We start from the raw sequence: 16647 nt of genomic DNA, 5'->3' as shown, positions 1-16647 counted from the left end.
TTACTTGGCGCTTCTCCAAGTGACCCGCCGTCAGGGCGGAACCAATAGTCGCCATGCCCGCAGAAACGGATATGTACCCAACCCCAAAACTATCTGAACAGCATTACGCCTAAGAGCGGGGCTTTTTCATGAGTGCAGGTTCAGCCAGTCAAATCGCTTCATTCCAGCGTACATGCGTAATGCCCAGTTGCTGGGCTTTCAAGCGTGCAACTTCAAGCGTGGCATGTGTCGCGATCTTTTGGTCACCGTGCGGATAAGCATGAGCGGAGGCTGAATGGATCGCATCCACATCCGAGAACTGCTCGGCCAGTTTGAAAAAGTGCTGACGAACGCCGTCGAGTAAATAGTGCACGGCATAGGGAACGAGTTCGCTCATGTGTTCCTTTTGATGTCCGCCAGGGCTCTGGCGCAGAAGTCGAATTGAGAACTCAAGGCGTCTGCGGCAAACGTGCCGTGTAGTGTTGAGGGCTGAAAAAAACAGGCCCTGATGGGCCTGTTCTTCAGAGTGCAACGATGTCGCGTTCGTTCAGTTTAATTGTCAGTCAAATGAACATTCATTCAAAGATCGTCCAGTGGCGCAAAATCGGGATGAAACGCCCGATAGCCCAATGTTCTGTCGATCCATGCATTCAATTCGTTGACCATGACTGGTGGCGTGGCGCAATAGGCTTCGAGGGTTGAACGAAGGATGTCACTGATATTTGGAACTGAGTGAAGGTTTCGGGTGCTTATGTACTGCCCGATGAAACAGTCGAGTTGATAGCGTTCTGTCAGCGACAGATACACACACTCCAGACCCAAAACTTGGTTAATGGCAAGATCGTCGCGCAACGGGGTTCTCTACAAGGCTTGTTAATATTAGGGATTTCCTTGTTTGTTGACTCTTTGGTCAACTGGTTGTGGCAAGGGGAAGTGCGGCGCGCATGCTATCGGTAGTGTTATTAAATGTATGTAAGGCGTTGAAAGTGTCAGACAGGCGGTGAACACCTTCTATATGTCGCGCAGGGGCAAGCGCTTCAAATGTGAAACACTTGTTGTAACGATACTGTCGTTCAATAACATTGCTTCTAGAACTGTTGTATAGACAGGTCTGTCTGTTCCATCGACTTCAAAACAAGTTTATTAATCAACACCTTGTCCTGATTCCTGACATGCAAGGGACCGCTCAGCCTTCAAATCACATGGGCACGCTGCAACTCGGTCAACGACAACGCCTTCAAACGCGCCAGCAGCGGGTCTCGCCGATCACGCGGATGCGTCAGTTCCACGGCCAGCTCCTGACGAATGCTGCTGGGGCGGTTGTCCATCACCAAGACCCGGTCGCTGAGGTACAAGGCTTCATCGACATCGTGAGTCACCAGTAGCAGGGCGATGGCGTGACGTTCGGCCAGTTGCAGCAGCAAGTCCTGGAGTTTCATCCGAGTGAACGCGTCCACGGCGCTGAAAGGCTCATCCAGGAGCAAAACCTGCGGTCTCGAGTAGAGACCTCGCGCAATCGCCACCCGTTGCGCCATGCCTCCGGACAAAGCTTTTGGCAGTGCCTGCGCGAATCCGCCGAGGCCGACTTCTTCAATCAATTGCGCGACCCAGGCCTTGTCGTAATGGCTGTCGGCGCTGAAGCCAATGTTTTGTTCGACCGTCAGCCACGGCATTAGCCGGGGTTCCTGAAACACGAAGGCGACTTCCCCTGCGGTGTTGCGCAACTCGCCGTGAAAGTCTTTTTCCAGGCCGGCGACGATCCGCAGCAAGGTGCTTTTACCGCAACCGCTAGGGCCGAGCAGGCTGACGGTTTCTCGGGGCTGCAACTGCAAGTGGATGTTTTTGAGGACGGTGGTGGCGGCGAAGGTTTTGCGTTCGACGCGAATGTCCAAAAGGTGTTCAGGCATGGCTCAATCCTCTGCGCTTTGGCCGTTGAAAGTATCGCGCCAGGCCAGGAAGCGTTTTTCCAGTGCGGCGAGAATGCCGTCGCTCAGCTTGCCCAGCAGCGCCAATACGATGATCGCGGCCAGGACGATGTCCGGGCGTGACGTCTCGCGACCGTCACTGAGCAGATAACCCAGGCCTTTGGTCGCGGCGATCAGTTCGGCGGCCACCAGAAACATCCAGGCCAGGCTCATGCCGCTGCGCAACCCGGTGAACAGGCCGGGCAGGGCGGCGGGCAACAGGATCCGCCGGACCAGGCGACGGCGGCTGAAGCCGTACATCTGGCCGACTTCCACCAGTTTGCGATCAATGTCGCGAATCGCCGCGACGCCGTTGAGGTACACCGGAAAGAACGCGCCGATGGCGATCAGGACGATTTTCGAGGTCTCGTCGATACCCAGCCACAACAGCAAGAGCGGCACCCAGGCCAGGCTCGGAATCGAGCGCAAACCGGCGAACGTCGGTTCCAGGTAGGCCTCGGCTTCGCGGCTCAAACCGACCCACGCGGCGAACACCAAAGCCAGGCTGGCGCCAATGGCGAAGCCCAGCAGCACTCGTAGCAGGCTGGCACTGATGTGTTTCCACAACGCACCCTCGGCCAGATCGCCAAGGGTCAACGCGACCTCGCTCGGCGCCGGCATTTGATAGGACGGCAACCAGCCGATGCGCACGACCCATTCCAGTAGCAGGATGATCAGCACCGGCAGCGCCAGGCCCTTGAGGCGCAGTTGCCAGGCAGTGCTCAGGCGACGGGGTGCAGGCAATGCCAGAGGGGCGGGCAGGTTATTGCTTTTGCTGGTCATGGGGTTCTCCAGTCACGACGAATCCGCAGCGGGCGCGGATTCGGTTTCAACGGTGGCGATCGTTACTGACGCGCTACGGTTTCCTTGAAACCGGTGTCGATCAACTGATCGATGACCTGGTCGACATTGACCCCGCGACGAACCAGTTCTTCAGAGACCAGAATCGGCGCGGCAGCCTTCGACGCGAGGACATCCTTGGCGGTCAATTGCGGGCTGCTCAGGTCGGTGCGCGACAGTTGCAGCTTGGCCACTTCCAATGGCAGCCCGGATTCGCTGGCGAGCAATTGCGCCAGTTCGTCCGGGTTTTTCACCGCCCATTCACGGGCCTTTTCATAGGCACTGAGGACGGTTTCGATGGTGTGCGGGTGTTCTTTGGCATAGGTGTCGGTGACGCTGACCACGCCGTAGCTGTTGAAATTCGTGTTGCGATACAGCAGGCGCGAACCGGCCTGGACTTCACTGGCGGCCATGTGCGGATCCAGGCCGGCCCAGGCGTCGACGTCACCTTTCTCCAGCGCAGTGCGACCGTCCGGGTGCTGCAAGTGCACCAGTTCGACATCGTCCTTGGTCAGGCCGGCCTGTTGCAGGCTGCGCAAGGTAAACAGGTACGGGTCGGTGCCTTTGGTCGCAGCGACTTTCTTGCCTTTGAGGTCGGCCACGGTTTTGTACGGGGAATCCTTGCGCACCACCAACGCGGTCCATTCGGCGCGGCTGTAGACGTAGACCGATTTGATCGGGCTGCCGTTGGCGCGGCTGAGCACGGCGGCCAGGCTGGCGGATGAAGCGAAGTCGACGCCGCCGCTGTTGAGGTATTCCAGCGAGCGGTTGCTGCCCTGGCTCAACACCCAGCTGACCTTGGTCTGCGGCAGGGCCTGCTCAAGGAAACCGAAGTGTTTGAGGACCAGGCTCACCGGTGAGTAATAGGCGTAATCCAGATGCACTTCGGCCGGTGGTGTTTCGGCTGCCTGTGCCACGGGTTGCAGGCTCAGGGCCAGTGCGCAGGCGCTGAGCAAGTACCTGACGTTGGGAAAGCGGAAGGTCGGTTTCATGGAGCGGCTCCGGGCAAGGCGACGAGATTCTTATGTTCAGAAAATTATTTCTTACGGCTGCTTCCTGCATAAAAGGAATATTGCAGGCTCTGTGCCATGTCAGGAAATCGCAGGTTTTTCGGGAGATTGGCGGGGCGGGCGAGGTTTGGGAATGTCGCGTTGAAAGCAGTCTGTTGGCTTGCTGTTGCTGGGCGAACACTGCCTGTTTCCGGTCATGAGCTTATGCTGAAATCGAATTTACAAAGGCTGCTTTAAGAGCGTTAGGGTCTATAAAAATATCGTCTCTGGAGCCTTCGATGAACCTGTCCCGATTCGTGCGTGGTCTGCTGACCAGCGCCTTGTTTGCCGCGCCACTGTGTTACGCCGCAGAACCCGTCGTTTTGCACGTCGGTGATCAGAACTACTACAACGTTCGCGCCTCGGTGGAGGCATCGGGTGTGCTGGAAGGCGCGTCCTATACTGTCGACTGGAAACACTTCCAGGCCGCCGCGCCGCTGGCTGAAGCCCTAAGTACCGGTGCGCTGGATGTGGGTTTTCTCGGCGATTCCGGCTTCCTGTTCCTGGCCGCCAAACAGGCGCCAGTGAAATTGATCGGTGTCTCACGGCAGAACCCCGACACCATCGCCTTGCTGGTGCCCAAGGATTCACCGGTCAAAACCATCGCTGACCTCAAGGGTAAAAAAGTCGCTTACTGGCCTGGCGCCTGGAGCCAGCAACTGACCCTGCGCGCACTGGAGAAAGCTGATCTACCGGAAGACTACGTCGACTTCATCAAACTGATGCCCATCGACGCCGCTGCCGCGTTGCCACAGGGCAGCATCGATGCGTTCCCGGTGTGGGAACCCTACATTTCCCAGCAGATTCTGTTTTCCGGCGCTCGGCCGATTCTCACGGCGAAAAACCTCATGCCCGGCCTGAGCGCGATTGCAGCATCGACGCCGTCGATTGAGAGCAAGCGCGAAGCCATTGCCGACTTCCTCGTGCGCCTGAAAAAAGCTCGGGCCTGGGTCGACAACCACACGGACGAATATGCCGACCTGTGGGCGAAAAAGGCCAACCTCGACCAGAACGTGTCCCGCCATTGGTTGCGTCAGGCACACATGACCGTTGGCCCGGTGGATGCTCAGGCCGCCACGGACCTGCAGAGCACGGCGGACTTCCTGTTCAAGGTCAAGGCGCTGCCCACGGCATTGGCCACCTCGCCGATTATCGACCACACGTTCCAGCAGTCACTGACGCAGTAGACCAACGCGGGTGAGCGCTGGAACCAAACACTGTGTACCCTGATCCAACCTCGGCCTGCAGCCACCTGCGGGCCGACAATGGATGAATGGGCGAAGGGTTTTTGCCAATTAACGTGATGACCGTGACGGTCTGGCCCCAAGGCAAAACATGAAACAGCTGTTCAAGGTTTTCTGCGCACTCACCCTCGCTGTCGGGCTGGTTGGCTGCATCGCTTCACCCATCGAACTGACCCCGCAGACCGAGCAGCGTCTGCGCGATCAGGCGCCGATCCGCTTCCTGGTGACGTTCGACGACGGTCCCAGTGCATCGAGTTTCTGGAACCCGAGCATGACCGTGCTCGACAGCCTCGCCCAGAACCCGGTGCTGCCCGGGATCAAAGCGGTGTTTTTCGTCCAGACCGGCGCGCCTCGGGCCGGCGACAGCGACATCGGCCGTGGCGTCATGCACCGCGAACAAGCGGAAGGGCATGTGCTGGGCTTCCACACCGCGACCCATTCACACACCAATCACCGTTCGTTGACTCCCGAACAGTTGGAGCAGTCTCTGAGTAAAGGCAGTGCTGACATTGCCGCGATCACCGGCGCGCCGCCGACCCTGGTGCGTCCGCCATTCTGGAACTACGACAAACGTGTGTTCGCGGCCTACCAGCGCCACGGGATGCACGTGTTGCTGACCGACCTGAGCGCCAATGACGGCAAGATCTGGGGCTTCAATGCCAGCCCACGGCGCCGGGCGAACATGCTGCGCCAACTGTCCGAGGTACGGGAACGGATTGCCCGGGGCGAATTGCCGACGGTGGACGGTGTGATTCCGGTGGTGGTGACGTTCCATGACCTGAATCGATATACCGCCCGGCATACCCGCGAATACCTGCAAATCCTGCTCGACAGTGCCAATGCCACCGGTGTGCCGTTGGCGCAGAAGCCGTTTTATGACGACACCGCGGCGCTGCAACGGGCGGCCATGGCGCGCACCGTTACCGACAGTTCCCAGGCCGTGAAACTGCCGGGAATCTGGAACTGGATCTGGGATGGCGACTCGCACTAAAACTTCGCCAGAACGAGAAGCCGCTAACACTTCGTGTGGGTGGTCGCTGGCGCAGGCGCGTGAAAGAGGGTCTATGCTGATCGAGTTGAATTTGATCATCAGCCACGGAGGCGTTTGTCATGGTGCCCATTTCAGTCCTTTGCAGCATTGTGGAGTCCGGTTTTGCGCCGCTTGCCTGCGAATGCACCTTAAATCCCAACGGATTGCTGCGGGTCAAGGTCTACGACCCGGCAACCGGGCGTATCGACTTGCTGATCCCTTGCGTCTCGCCGGCGCAACTGACCAGCATCCGCGCGATTTCTGACTTCGTTGGCGAGTTGCGCACCGAGATGCGCGCCGGACGCCGGGCCTTCGCCGGTTAGTCCCGGGGCAGCAATTCATCAATCATCTTCAAACAATGATTCAACCCCGGCGTCACATCGCCCACGCGTCGGCTGAGGATGATCGGCGAGGTCGCGTTGTCTTCCAGCAACGGGGTGAAGCCAATGTCGTCGCGGTGCAATAACTGCACCGAGGCCGGCACCAGCGTGACCCCGATTCCCGCACCGACCAGCCCGATCGCTGTTTGCAGCTCGTTGGTCCATTGCGCCACGTGGATGCTCACGCCATAGGACTCAAACAGCGCAATCACATGATCGGCATAGCTGGGGCGGGGGTTGCCGGGGTAAAGCACAAAGGGTTCCTTGGCCAGTTCGCGAAGGCTGATCGGCCCGGCCAGCAGCGGATGGCCGGCGGGCAGGGCGGCGACCAGGCGGTCTTCAGTCAACACGGTTTGAATGATCGCCGGGTCATCGATGCGAATCCGCCCGAAACCGATGTCGATGCGCCCGGCCTTGAGCGCCTGCACCTGTTGCAGGGTGGTCATTTCCGACAGCCCCAGCTCAAGCTCCAGGGGTTCGCCGCTGCGCAACCGGCGAATCAGTTCCGGCAGCACGCCGTACAACGTCGACGGGGCAAAACCGATGCCCAGCCAGGTCTTTTCCCCCAGGCCGATGCGTCGCGTGTTGTCGCACGTCTTGGCCAGTTGTTCGAGCAAGGCACTGGAATGCTCATGGAAGAAACGCCCGGCATCGGTCAGCTTCAGCGGACGGCCACGCTCGAGCAATAACACCCCGAGTTCGTCTTCCAGCTGCTGGATCTGCCGGCTCAGGGGCGGCTGGGCAATGTGCAGCAGTTCGGCGGCGCGGGTGAAGTTGAGGGTTTGAGCCAACACCTGAAAATAGCGCAGGTGACGCAGTTCCATGGGGCCTCCAGGCATTGATTAGTTGAATACCTTTAAGGTATCGAGCCAGACCAATTCTATATTGGCCGCCAGCAAAAAGCCGTATGAGAATCCGTTCCAGAACTTCAAGAACCTGACGGGTATCGAAATGCGTGCAACAGCCATTGAATCGATCGAGACGATCATCGTCGATCTGCCGACCATCCGCCCGCACAAACTGGCCATGCACACCATGCAGCACCAGACCCTGGTGATCATCCGTGTGCGCTGCGCCGACGGCGTTGAAGGGATCGGCGAGTCCACCACCATCGGTGGCCTGGCGTATGGCAATGAAAGCCCGGACAGTATCAAGACCAACATCGACACGCACTTTGCGCCCCTGCTGATCGGTCAGGACAGCGCCAATGTGAACGCCGCCATGTTGCGCCTGGAGCGCAGCATTCGTGGCAACACTTTCGCCAAGTCAGGTATCGAAACGGCGTTGCTCGACGCCCAGGGCAAGCGCCTTGGCCTGCCGGTCAGCGAGTTGCTTGGCGGTCGCGTTCGTGACGCGCTGCCCGTGGCCTGGACCCTGGCCAGCGGCGACACCGACAAGGACATCGCCGAAGCGGAAAAAATGCTCGACCTGCGTCGCCACCGCATTTTCAAATTGAAAATCGGGGCCGGCGAAGTCAATCGCGACCTGGCCCACGTCATTGCTATCAAAAAAGCCCTGGGCGATCGCGCCAGCGTGCGGGTCGATGTCAATCAGGCCTGGGACGAAGCGGTCGCCTTGCGCGCCTGCCGGATTCTGGGCAGCAACGGCATCGACCTGATCGAGCAACCGATCTCGCGCAATAATCGCGCCGGCATGGTGCGCCTGAATGCCATGAGCCCGGCGCCGATCATGGCCGATGAATCCATCGAATGCGTAGAAGACGCCTTCAATCTGGCACGTGACGGTGCTGCGTCAGTGTTTGCCTTGAAAATCGCCAAGAACGGCGGGCCACGTGCTGTATTGCGCACAGCCGCCATCGCCGAAGCCGCCGGTATCGGCCTGTACGGCGGCACTATGCTGGAAGGAGGCATCGGCACGCTGGCCTCGGCCCACGCCTTTGTCACTTTGAATAAACTGGCCTGGGACACTGAATTGTTCGGCCCGTTGCTATTGACCGAAGACATACTCAGCGAGCCGCTGGTCTACCGCGATTTCGAGCTGCATGTGCCGAACACGCCGGGCCTGGGCCTGAGTCTGGATGAAGAACGCCTGGCGTTTTTCCGTCGCGACAAGACATCCACTTCCATTCATCAAGCCTGAGGAGAGCATCATGTTGTTCCACGTCAAAATGACCGTGAATCTGCCGGTCGACATGAATCCGGAAGCGGCGGCCAAGCTGAAATCCGACGAAAAAGCCCTGGCCCAACGCCTGCAGGAACAAGGCAAATGGCGTCACCTGTGGCGCATCGCCGGGCACTATGCCAATTACAGCGTGTTCGACGTCGACAGTGTCCAGGAGCTGCACGACCTGCTGATGCAATTGCCGCTGTTCCCGTACATGGCGATCGAGGTCGACGCGATGTGCCGACATCCTTCTTCCATTCGAGACGATGACCGCTGAGCCCAGCCTGCTCGGTTTGCTACGCCAATAATTACAAGATGAGGATCCCCCATGAACGTGAAGATTTCCCACACTGCCAGCGCCCAGAAGTTTCTTGAAGACGCCAGCGGCTTGCTTAACGAGGCCGGTAACCCACGGGCCAAAGAATTGGTTTATCGCATCTTGCGTGATTCGGTGAACATCATCGAAGACCTGGCCGTGACCCCGGAAGAATTCTGGAAAGCGGTCAATTACTTGAACGTGCTGGGCGCGCGTCAGGAAGCCGGATTGCTGGTGGCCGGGCTTGGTCTGGAACATTACCTGGACCTGCTGATGGACGCCGAAGACGAGCAGGCCGGCAAGGCCGGTGGCACCCCGCGGACCATCGAAGGCCCACTGTATGTGGCAGGTGCGCCGCTGTCTGAAGGCGAAGCGCGACTCGATGATGGCGTCGACCCGGGCGTGGTCCTGTTCATGCAGGGCCAGGTGCGCAACACCGCTGGCGAGCCATTGGCCGGCGCGGTGGTGGATGTCTGGCACGCCAACACGGGCGGCACGTATTCATACTTCGACACCACCCAGTCCGAGTTCAACCTGCGTCGCCGTATCGTTACCGATGCCGAGGGTCGTTATCGTTTCCGCAGCATCGTGCCGTCGGGTTATGGCTGCCCGCCGGACGGTCCGACCCAGCAATTGCTCGATCAACTGGGCCGTCATGGCCAGCGTCCGGCGCACATTCACTTCTTCATCTCTGCGCCGGATCATCGTCACCTGACCACCCAGATCAACCTCGACGGTGATAAGTACCTGCACGACGATTTCGCCTACGCCACGCGCGACGAGCTGATTGCCCACATCACCTTCAGCGACGACCCGCAACGAGCGGCGGCGCATGGCGTCAGCGGCCGGTTTGCTGAAATCGACTTCGATTTCACGCTGCAATCATCCGCCCAACCGCAAGAGCAGCAGCGTATGGAACGGGTTCGCGCACTCGAGGACTGATTGCGCAATCCTGTGGGAGTGAGCTTGCTCGCGATAGCGGTTTAACATTCAATATTGATGTTGACTGGCACTCCGTCATAGCGAGCAAGCTCGCTCCCACAAGGGTTTGTGCAGCTCGCCGGAAATATCTCAAGCTCCTGACACACTGTTCTAGAATGGCCCGACGCAATCGATAACAACAACGAGAGCAGCCCGATGATGCACGCGCAACTGTTGAGTCAGCGCAGCAGAATTTTCGACCACGCCGACCCTTACGCAGTGTCGGGTTACGTCAATCAGCATGTCGGCAACCATTGCATCCTGATGCCCAGGGTCGGCCAGCCACTGGCCAGCCTGGATCACCGTAAATTCGCCAGCCTCGACCTGTGCCGCATCAGCTACGGCGCCAGCGTTCGGGTCACTTCGGGCGCGCTCGAAAGCATTTATCACCTGCAAGTGTTGCTGCGCGGCAACTGTCTGTGGCGTGGTCACGGTCAGGAACACTACTTTGCGCCGGGTGAATTGCTGCTGATCAATCCTGACGATCCGGTCGACCTGACGTACTCCGACGATTGCGAGAAATTCATCCTCAAAGTGCCCACTCGCCTGTTTGAGGCAGTGTGCGAGGAGCAGCGCTGGCGCTATCCGGGGCAGGGTGTGAGGTTTCTGGAGAACCGTTATCAGCTCAATGAGCTGGAAGGGTTCGTCAGTCTGCTGGCGATGATTTGCCAGGAAGCCGAAGCCACCGAGCAGATTCCCCGGGTGCAAGAGCACTACGCGCAGATCATTGTCAGCAAGATGCTGAGCCTGATGAAGACCAACGTCATGCGCAGCAGCCTCGGCTCGCCGTCGGCCACGTTCGAAGTGATTGCCGATTACATCGCACGCCATCTCAAACAAGACATCGACAGCGAAGAGCTGGCGCGCCAGGCGCAAATGAGCCTGCGTTCGCTGTACGGATTGTTCGAGCGCAATGCCGGCACCTCACCGAAAAACTACATCCGGCAGAAGAAGCTCGAGCGCATCAACCTGTGCCTGAGCGACCCGACCTGCAACGTGCGCAACGTCACGGAAGTGGCCATGGATTACGGCTTCCTGCACCTGGGACGGTTCTCCGACAGCTACCGTAAACAGTTCGGCGAACTGCCCTCCGACACCCTCAAGCGCCGATACTGAACCCCTGAATTCTTTTCTCTTGATAGTTCCCACGCTCTGCGTGGGAATGCCTCAATGGACGCTCTGCGTCCGCTCTTGGGACGCAGAGCGTCCCGGGCTGCATTCCCACGCAGAGCGTGGGAACGATCATAATCAAAACGATCATGAACATCCCCCCATTGCAGTAAACGGATACAGGTCTGCACCCAGCGGATAGTCCGTCCCATCCCTGCGTCCTAGCATGGCCCTGCCTGAATAAAAACAATGGAGGCGGCGGCCATGTCCCTGCGACCCGAATACCTTCACTCCCTGCTTGAAGATGACAAAGAGCAGGGCATCTACCGCTGCAAGCGTGAGATGTTCACCGACCCGCGTTTGTTCGATCTGGAGATGGAACACATCTTCGAAGGCAACTGGCTGTACCTGGCGCACGAAAGCCAGATCCCCAACATCAACGATTTCTACACCACCACCATGGGGCGCCAGTCGGTCTTCATTGCCCGCAACAAGGACGGCGTGCTCAACGCGTTCATCAATGCCTGCAGCCATCGCGGTGCGACGCTGTGCCGGCACAAGACCGGCAACAAAAGCTCCTACACCTGCCCGTTCCACGGTTGGACCTTCAACAACTCCGGCAAGCTGCTCAAGGTCAAAGACCCGGCAGCGGCGGGCTACCCGGCGAGTTTCAACTGCGAAGGCTCCCACGACCTGACCAAAGTCGCGCGTTTTGAATCCTATCGTGGCTTCCTCTTTGGCAGCCTCAAGGCCGACGTGGTGCCGCTGGTTGAACACTTGGGCGAGTCGGCCAAGATCATCGACATGATTGTCGACCAGTCCACCGACGGCCTGGAAGTGCTGCGCGGATCTTCCACCTACATCTACGAAGGCAACTGGAAGCTCACCGCTGAAAACGGCGCCGACGGTTATCACGTCAGCTCCGTGCACTGGAACTACGCCGCCACCCAGAACCAGCGCAAACAGCGCGAGGCCGGTGACGCCAATCCGACCATGAGCGCTGGCACCTGGGCCAAGCAGGGAGGTGGTTTCTACTCCTTCGACAAGGGTCACATGCTGCTCTGGACCCGCTGGTCCAACCCCGAGGACCGTCCACTGTACGAGCGCCGCGACGAGCTGGCCCGTGACTTCGGCAAGGCCCGTGCCGACTGGATGATCGAGAACTCGCGCAACCTGTGCCTGTACCCCAACGTGTACCTGATGGACCAGTTCAGCTCGCAGATCCGCATCGCCCGGCCGATCTCGGTCAACCGCACGGAAATCACCATTTACTGCATCGCCCCCAAAGGTGAAAGCGACCACGCACGTTCGAGCCGGATTCGTCAGTACGAGGATTTCTTCAACGTCAGCGGCATGGCCACCCCGGACGATCTGGAAGAGTTTCGCTCCTGCCAGACCAGTTATCAGGGCAGCGTCACCACCTGGAACGACATGTCCCGTGGCGCCGAGCACTGGGTCGAGGGCGCCGATGAGGCGGCCAAAGAGATCGACTTGCATCCGCTGCTCAGCGGCGTGCGCACCGAAGACGAAGGCCTGTTCGTGCTGCAACACAAGTATTGGCAGCAAACCATGCTCAAGGCCCTGGCTGCTGAACAGTCCGAATTGATCGCTGTGGAGGCCGTGCAATGACCATCACCTATGACGCCGTGCGCGATTTTCTCTACCGCGAAGCGCGCTACCTCGACGACAAGCAGTGGGACGACTGGCTGGAAATGTACGCCGTCGATGCCTCGTTCTGGATGCCGTCCTGGGACGATAACGACGAGTTGACCGAAGACCCGCAGCGCGAGATTTCGCTGATCTGGTACGGCAATCGCACCGGCCTGGAAGACCGCATCTTCCGCATCAAGACCGAGCGCTCCAGCGCGAGCATTCCGGACACCCGGACCTCGCACAACCTGAGCAACATCGAGCTGCTCGAACAGGCCGACGGACTGTGCAAGGTGCGCTTCAACTGGCACACCCTGAGCTTTCGCTACAAGACCGTCGACAGCTATTTCGGCAGCAGTTTCTACACCCTCGATGTGCGCGGTGAAAACCCGCTGATCAAGGCCAAGAAAGTGATCCTGAAGAACGATTACGTTCGCCAGGTCATCGATGTCTACCACCTGTGAGGCGACCGTCATGACTCATTCCATCGCATTCAATTTCGAAGACGGCGTCACCCGGTTCATCGACGCCAATGTCGGCGAAACCGTGGCCGATGCCGCGTATCGCCAGGGCATCAACATTCCGCTGGATTGCCGCGACGGCGCCTGCGGCACGTGCAAATGCTTCGCCGAAGCCGGTCGTTATGACTTGGGCGAGGAATACATCGAAGACGCGCTCAGCGCCGAAGAAGCCGCACAAGGTTTTGTCCTGACCTGCCAGATGCGCGCCCAGAGCGATTGCGTGGTGCGCGTGCCGACATCATCGCAGGTGTGCCGGACCCAGCAGGCCAGTTACGACGCCACGATCAGCGCCGTGCGGCAGCTGTCTGACAGCACCATCGCGCTGTCGATCAAGGGCGAAGCCTTGAGCAAACTGGCGTTCCTGCCCGGGCAATACGTCAACCTTGGTATCCCGGGCAGCGAGCAGACCCGCGCGTATTCGTTCAGCTCGTTGCAGCGCGACGGCGAGGTCAGTTTCCTGATCCGCAACGTGCCCGGCGGCTTGATGAGCAGCTTCCTCACCGGCATGGCCAAGGCGGGGGACAGCATGCGTCTGGCCGGACCGTTGGGCAGTTTCTATCTGCGCGATATCCGCCGGCCGTTGTTGCTGTTGGCAGGCGGCACCGGTCTGGCTCCGTTCACCGCCATGCTGGAGAAAATTGCCGAGCAGGGCAGTGAGTACCCGCTGCATCTGATCTACGGCGTGACCAACGATTTCGACCTGGTGGAACTCGACCGACTCGAAGCCTTTGCCGCGCGAATCCCCAATTTCAGCTTCAGTGCCTGTGTTGCCAACCCCGACAGCCAGCACCCGCTCAAGGGCTACGTCACCCAGCACATCGAGCCACGGCATTTGAACGATGGCGACGTCGACGTCTACCTGTGCGGTCCACCGCCGATGGTCGAGGCGGTCAGTCAGTTCATTCGCGAGCAAGGCGTCGCGCCAGCGAACTTCTACTACGAGAAATTCGCCGCCAGCGCGGCTTGAGTCAGGCATTGCAGGGACAGCGCCGCTCCCGCAGGTCAGTGTTTTTCCATGAGGTAGACATGAACAGATTTCACGAAAAAATCGCGCTGATCACCGGCGCTGCGCAAGGCATTGGCCGGCGCGTGGCCGAGCGCATGGCCGCCGAAGGTGCGCGACTGATTCTGGTGGACCGCTCGGATCTGGTGTTCGAGGTGCAGCAACAACTGGGGCAGACCTGCCAGGTGCTCGCGCTGACAGCCGATCTCGAACAATACGAGGAATGCAGCCGCGTGATGCGCACTGCCGTCGAGCGCTTTGGACGTCTCGACGTGCTGGTCAACAATGTCGGCGGGACGATTTGGGCCAAGCCGTTCGAGCACTACGAAGCACAGCAGATTGAAGCTGAAGTGCGCCGCTCGCTGTTCCCGACGTTATGGTGCTGTCACGCCGCGCTGCCGTTCATGCTTGAACAAGGCAGCGGCGCCATCGTCAACGTGTCGTCCATAGCCACTCGCAGCATCAATCGCGTGCCGTACGGCGCGGCGAAGGGCGGGGTGAATGCGCTGACCGCTTGCCTGGCGTTCGAAACCGCCGGTCGTGGCGTGCGGGTCAACGCGACGGCACCGGGCGGCACCGAAGCACCACCACGGGTGATTCCGCGCAACAGCGCGCAACAGAGCGCCGAGGAACAGGTGTGGTATCAGCAGATTGTCGACCAGACGCTCGACAGCAGTTTGATGAAGCGCTATGGCACGCTGGATGAGCAGGCAAGCGCTATTCTGTTTCTGGCCAGCGACGAAGCCTCGTACATCACCGGCATGATCATGCCAGTGGGCGGCGGCGACCAAGGCTGATGCGACTCACCAATACAACGCACAAACAGGAGTCCCGTGATGAGCGAAAAACCCACGGTCGTGCTGGTTCATGGTTTCTGGGGCGGTGCCGCCCATTGGAATAAGGTCATCGCCGATCTGTTGCGTAAGGGTTACACGAAGATTCGGGCGGTGGAGATGCCGCTGACCTCCCTGGCCGACGACGCGGAGCGCACCCGCAAGATGGTCGCTCAAGTGCCGGGGCCCGTGTTGCTGGTGGGGCACTCCTACGGCGGCGCAGTGATTACCGAGGCGGGCGATCAACCGAACGTCGTGGGCCTGGTGTACATCGCGGCATTCGCCCCGGACGCCGGTGAAAGCCCCGGCAGTATTACCCAGCAGCATCCACCCGTGGCGGCGGCCAACCTGGCGCCCGACAGCGACGGGTACTTGTGGGTCAAGCCCGAGCTCTACCACGAAAGTTTCTGTCAGGATTTGCCTGCAACCGAAGGATTGGTCATGGGCCTGACCCAGAAAGCGCCGCTGGCCAGCACGTTCGGCGACACCATCAACACGGTGGCGTGGAAGGCCAAACCGTCGTGGTATCAGGTCTCCAGCGATGACCGGATGATCGCCCCGCAAAACCAGCAATGGATGGCAGGGCGGCTGAATGCCCGGGAGATCCTGACCCTGAATGCCAGTCATGCATCCCTTGCCTCGATGCCGGCCGAGATTGCCGCGTTCATCGACAAGGCCGCCACGGCGTTGGCCCAAGCCTAGGCCTGGGCAACACTACAAGCGACGCTGAAACGCCTTGACGATTTTGAGTATGGCGTCGCTTGTGTTCAGGTTCTGCACCGCGTCCAGCGGATACCACATGCAATCGATAATTTCGTTTTGCGGCCGCGCTTCGTCCAGGTTGAGGACGGACGCCTCATACACATGGTGTCGAGTGCTGGCTGTTTGCAGCTCCATCACATACAGCATGCTGTCGACACCTAATCCGGTTTCTTCCTGAAGTTCTCGGGTGGCGGCGTCGACAATGGTTTCGCCGCGCTCGACCTTTCCGCCGGGCAGCGTCCAGCGACACCTGGGCTTACGCACCAGGAGTACATGCCGGTCCTGCTCGCAAATAACGGTTGCGCGTACTTTCATTTGTTACTAAACCGCCGCTTGTCATAAAACAGTCATAAAAATGCAATATTCAGGCCCGAGCCCGTGTTTCAAGGGTTGGAGCCCTGGTGGAGGTAAAAAGTGCAACGCAATGACAAAACGGTGGCGCGACGTCTGGTCGGCACTCGAGCGTAGGGCGGGTGTAAGGTAATCCCGTCAATGGCGGCGTATCACTGCCTAAAAGGAGGTGACTATGAGCGTTCCGATGCTGAATAAAATGCACATGAATGGTTATGACGTACTCAGCGTAAATAACGGCCCCTGGAGGGTATGCACCAAAGGAGACCGTCTTGGTGCATTTGCCAGCCGAGAAGAAGCACTAGCGTTCGCGGCAGCGCTTCCAGCCTACAGAGCGCGGTCGGCTCAACGTCAGAAGTCAGAATGAGGCCGGGATCAAAGCCCCGATAAGCGGGTAATGCTGTTCACTTAAGAACGTGTTGGGGTTGGGGGCATATCCGTTTCTGCGGTCATGACCACTATTGGTTCCGCCCTGACGGCGGGTCACTTGGAAGAGCGCCAAGTAACCAA

Annotated in this window: 20 protein-coding genes; 13 read left to right on the top strand and 7 right to left on the bottom strand. The window is 59.4% G+C overall.

The window, feature by feature from the left end; all coding sequences use genetic code 11:
- Nucleotides 1–148: 148 nt before the first annotated feature.
- From QRN31_RS12530 to QRN31_RS12510, 5 genes are all read right to left on the bottom strand, one after another.
- Complete coding sequence (locus QRN31_RS12530) at nucleotides 149–376, bottom strand: DUF6555 family protein (RefSeq protein WP_285432333.1); 228 nt, start codon at nucleotides 374–376, stop codon at nucleotides 149–151.
- A gap of 182 nt (nucleotides 377–558) precedes the next feature.
- Nucleotides 559–831 carry a hypothetical protein gene (locus tag QRN31_RS12525; RefSeq protein WP_285432332.1) on the bottom strand — a complete coding sequence of 91 codons (273 nt, stop codon included), beginning with the start codon at nucleotides 829–831 and terminating at the stop codon, nucleotides 559–561.
- A gap of 341 nt (nucleotides 832–1172) precedes the next feature.
- The gene (locus tag QRN31_RS12520; protein WP_285432331.1) at nucleotides 1173–1886 is read right to left on the bottom strand and encodes an ABC transporter ATP-binding protein; all 714 of its coding nucleotides are present in this window, start codon (nucleotides 1884–1886) and stop codon (nucleotides 1173–1175) included.
- Between the two features lie 3 nt (nucleotides 1887–1889).
- Nucleotides 1890–2726 carry an ABC transporter permease gene (locus QRN31_RS12515; RefSeq protein ID WP_285432328.1) on the bottom strand — a complete coding sequence of 279 codons (837 nt, stop codon included), beginning with the start codon at nucleotides 2724–2726 and terminating at the stop codon, nucleotides 1890–1892.
- Nucleotides 2727–2788: 62 nt separating this feature from the next.
- On the bottom strand, nucleotides 2789–3775 hold the full coding sequence (locus QRN31_RS12510) for an aliphatic sulfonate ABC transporter substrate-binding protein (protein WP_285432327.1): 987 nt from the start codon (nucleotides 3773–3775) through the stop codon (nucleotides 2789–2791).
- 296 nt (nucleotides 3776–4071) lie between these two features.
- On the opposite strand from QRN31_RS12510, the gene QRN31_RS12505 reads away from it, so the two are divergent.
- From QRN31_RS12505 to QRN31_RS12495, 3 genes are all read left to right on the top strand, one after another.
- On the top strand, nucleotides 4072–5019 hold the full coding sequence (locus QRN31_RS12505) for an ABC transporter substrate-binding protein (RefSeq protein WP_285432326.1): 948 nt from the start codon (nucleotides 4072–4074) through the stop codon (nucleotides 5017–5019).
- Between the two features lie 148 nt (nucleotides 5020–5167).
- Nucleotides 5168–6067 carry a polysaccharide deacetylase family protein gene (locus tag QRN31_RS12500; protein ID WP_285432324.1) on the top strand — a complete coding sequence of 300 codons (900 nt, stop codon included), beginning with the start codon at nucleotides 5168–5170 and terminating at the stop codon, nucleotides 6065–6067.
- Between the two features lie 119 nt (nucleotides 6068–6186).
- Nucleotides 6187–6429: a DUF1652 domain-containing protein gene (locus QRN31_RS12495; RefSeq protein WP_285432322.1), complete on the top strand. Its 243-nt coding sequence runs from the start codon at nucleotides 6187–6189 to the stop codon at nucleotides 6427–6429.
- Here QRN31_RS12495 and QRN31_RS12490 read toward each other — a convergent pair.
- Nucleotides 6426–7310, bottom strand: coding sequence for a LysR family transcriptional regulator (locus tag QRN31_RS12490; RefSeq protein WP_285432320.1), 885 nt, complete (start codon nucleotides 7308–7310; stop codon nucleotides 6426–6428). The genes QRN31_RS12495 and QRN31_RS12490 overlap by 4 nt on opposite strands.
- 127 nt (nucleotides 7311–7437) lie before the next feature.
- On the opposite strand from QRN31_RS12490, the gene QRN31_RS12485 reads away from it, so the two are divergent.
- From QRN31_RS12485 to QRN31_RS12445, 9 genes are all read left to right on the top strand, one after another.
- Nucleotides 7438–8586, top strand: a complete 1149-nt coding sequence (locus QRN31_RS12485; protein ID WP_285432334.1) for a muconate cycloisomerase family protein — start codon at nucleotides 7438–7440, stop codon at nucleotides 8584–8586.
- 10 nt (nucleotides 8587–8596) lie between these two features.
- Nucleotides 8597–8887, top strand: a complete 291-nt coding sequence (gene catC, locus QRN31_RS12480; RefSeq protein ID WP_285432318.1) for a muconolactone Delta-isomerase — start codon at nucleotides 8597–8599, stop codon at nucleotides 8885–8887.
- A 51-nt stretch (nucleotides 8888–8938) separates the two neighbouring features.
- A complete protein-coding gene (gene catA, locus QRN31_RS12475; protein WP_285432316.1) occupies nucleotides 8939–9868 on the top strand; it encodes a catechol 1,2-dioxygenase in 930 nt (309 codons plus the stop codon).
- A gap of 195 nt (nucleotides 9869–10063) precedes the next feature.
- Nucleotides 10064–11023 (top strand): AraC family transcriptional regulator, encoded by a 960-nt coding sequence (locus QRN31_RS12470; protein ID WP_285432314.1) that lies wholly within the window; start codon nucleotides 10064–10066, stop codon nucleotides 11021–11023.
- Nucleotides 11024–11281: 258 nt separating this feature from the next.
- Nucleotides 11282–12646 carry a benzoate 1,2-dioxygenase large subunit gene (benA, locus tag QRN31_RS12465; RefSeq protein WP_285432312.1) on the top strand — a complete coding sequence of 455 codons (1365 nt, stop codon included), beginning with the start codon at nucleotides 11282–11284 and terminating at the stop codon, nucleotides 12644–12646.
- Nucleotides 12643–13131: a benzoate 1,2-dioxygenase small subunit gene (benB, locus tag QRN31_RS12460; protein ID WP_285432311.1), complete on the top strand. Its 489-nt coding sequence runs from the start codon at nucleotides 12643–12645 to the stop codon at nucleotides 13129–13131. The genes benA and benB overlap by 4 nt, the downstream gene beginning before the upstream one ends.
- A 10-nt stretch (nucleotides 13132–13141) precedes the next feature.
- A complete protein-coding gene (gene benC, locus QRN31_RS12455; RefSeq protein ID WP_285432309.1) occupies nucleotides 13142–14155 on the top strand; it encodes a benzoate 1,2-dioxygenase electron transfer component BenC in 1014 nt (337 codons plus the stop codon).
- Nucleotides 14156–14214: 59 nt separating this feature from the next.
- Entirely contained in the window at nucleotides 14215–14988 is a 774-nt protein-coding gene (locus QRN31_RS12450) for a 1,6-dihydroxycyclohexa-2,4-diene-1-carboxylate dehydrogenase (protein WP_285432307.1), read from the top strand.
- Nucleotides 14989–15027: 39 nt separating this feature from the next.
- A complete protein-coding gene (locus tag QRN31_RS12445) occupies nucleotides 15028–15726 on the top strand; it encodes an alpha/beta hydrolase (RefSeq protein ID WP_285432305.1) in 699 nt (232 codons plus the stop codon).
- Nucleotides 15727–15738: 12 nt separating this feature from the next.
- On the opposite strand, the gene QRN31_RS12440 is transcribed toward QRN31_RS12445, so the two are convergent.
- On the bottom strand, nucleotides 15739–16101 hold the full coding sequence (locus tag QRN31_RS12440; protein ID WP_285432304.1) for an NUDIX hydrolase: 363 nt from the start codon (nucleotides 16099–16101) through the stop codon (nucleotides 15739–15741).
- Between the two features lie 211 nt (nucleotides 16102–16312).
- On the opposite strand from QRN31_RS12440, the gene QRN31_RS12435 reads away from it, so the two are divergent.
- Nucleotides 16313–16504, top strand: a complete 192-nt coding sequence (locus QRN31_RS12435) for a DUF2188 domain-containing protein (protein WP_285432302.1) — start codon at nucleotides 16313–16315, stop codon at nucleotides 16502–16504.
- Nucleotides 16505–16647 lie beyond the last annotated feature (143 nt).

The organism is Pseudomonas sp. fls2-241-R2A-110 (assembly GCF_030209165.1).
Classification (GTDB): Bacteria; Pseudomonadota; Gammaproteobacteria; order Pseudomonadales; family Pseudomonadaceae; genus Aquipseudomonas.
Note: the sequence above shows the minus strand (reverse complement) of the source record. Positions and strands in the feature narration are given on the sequence as shown.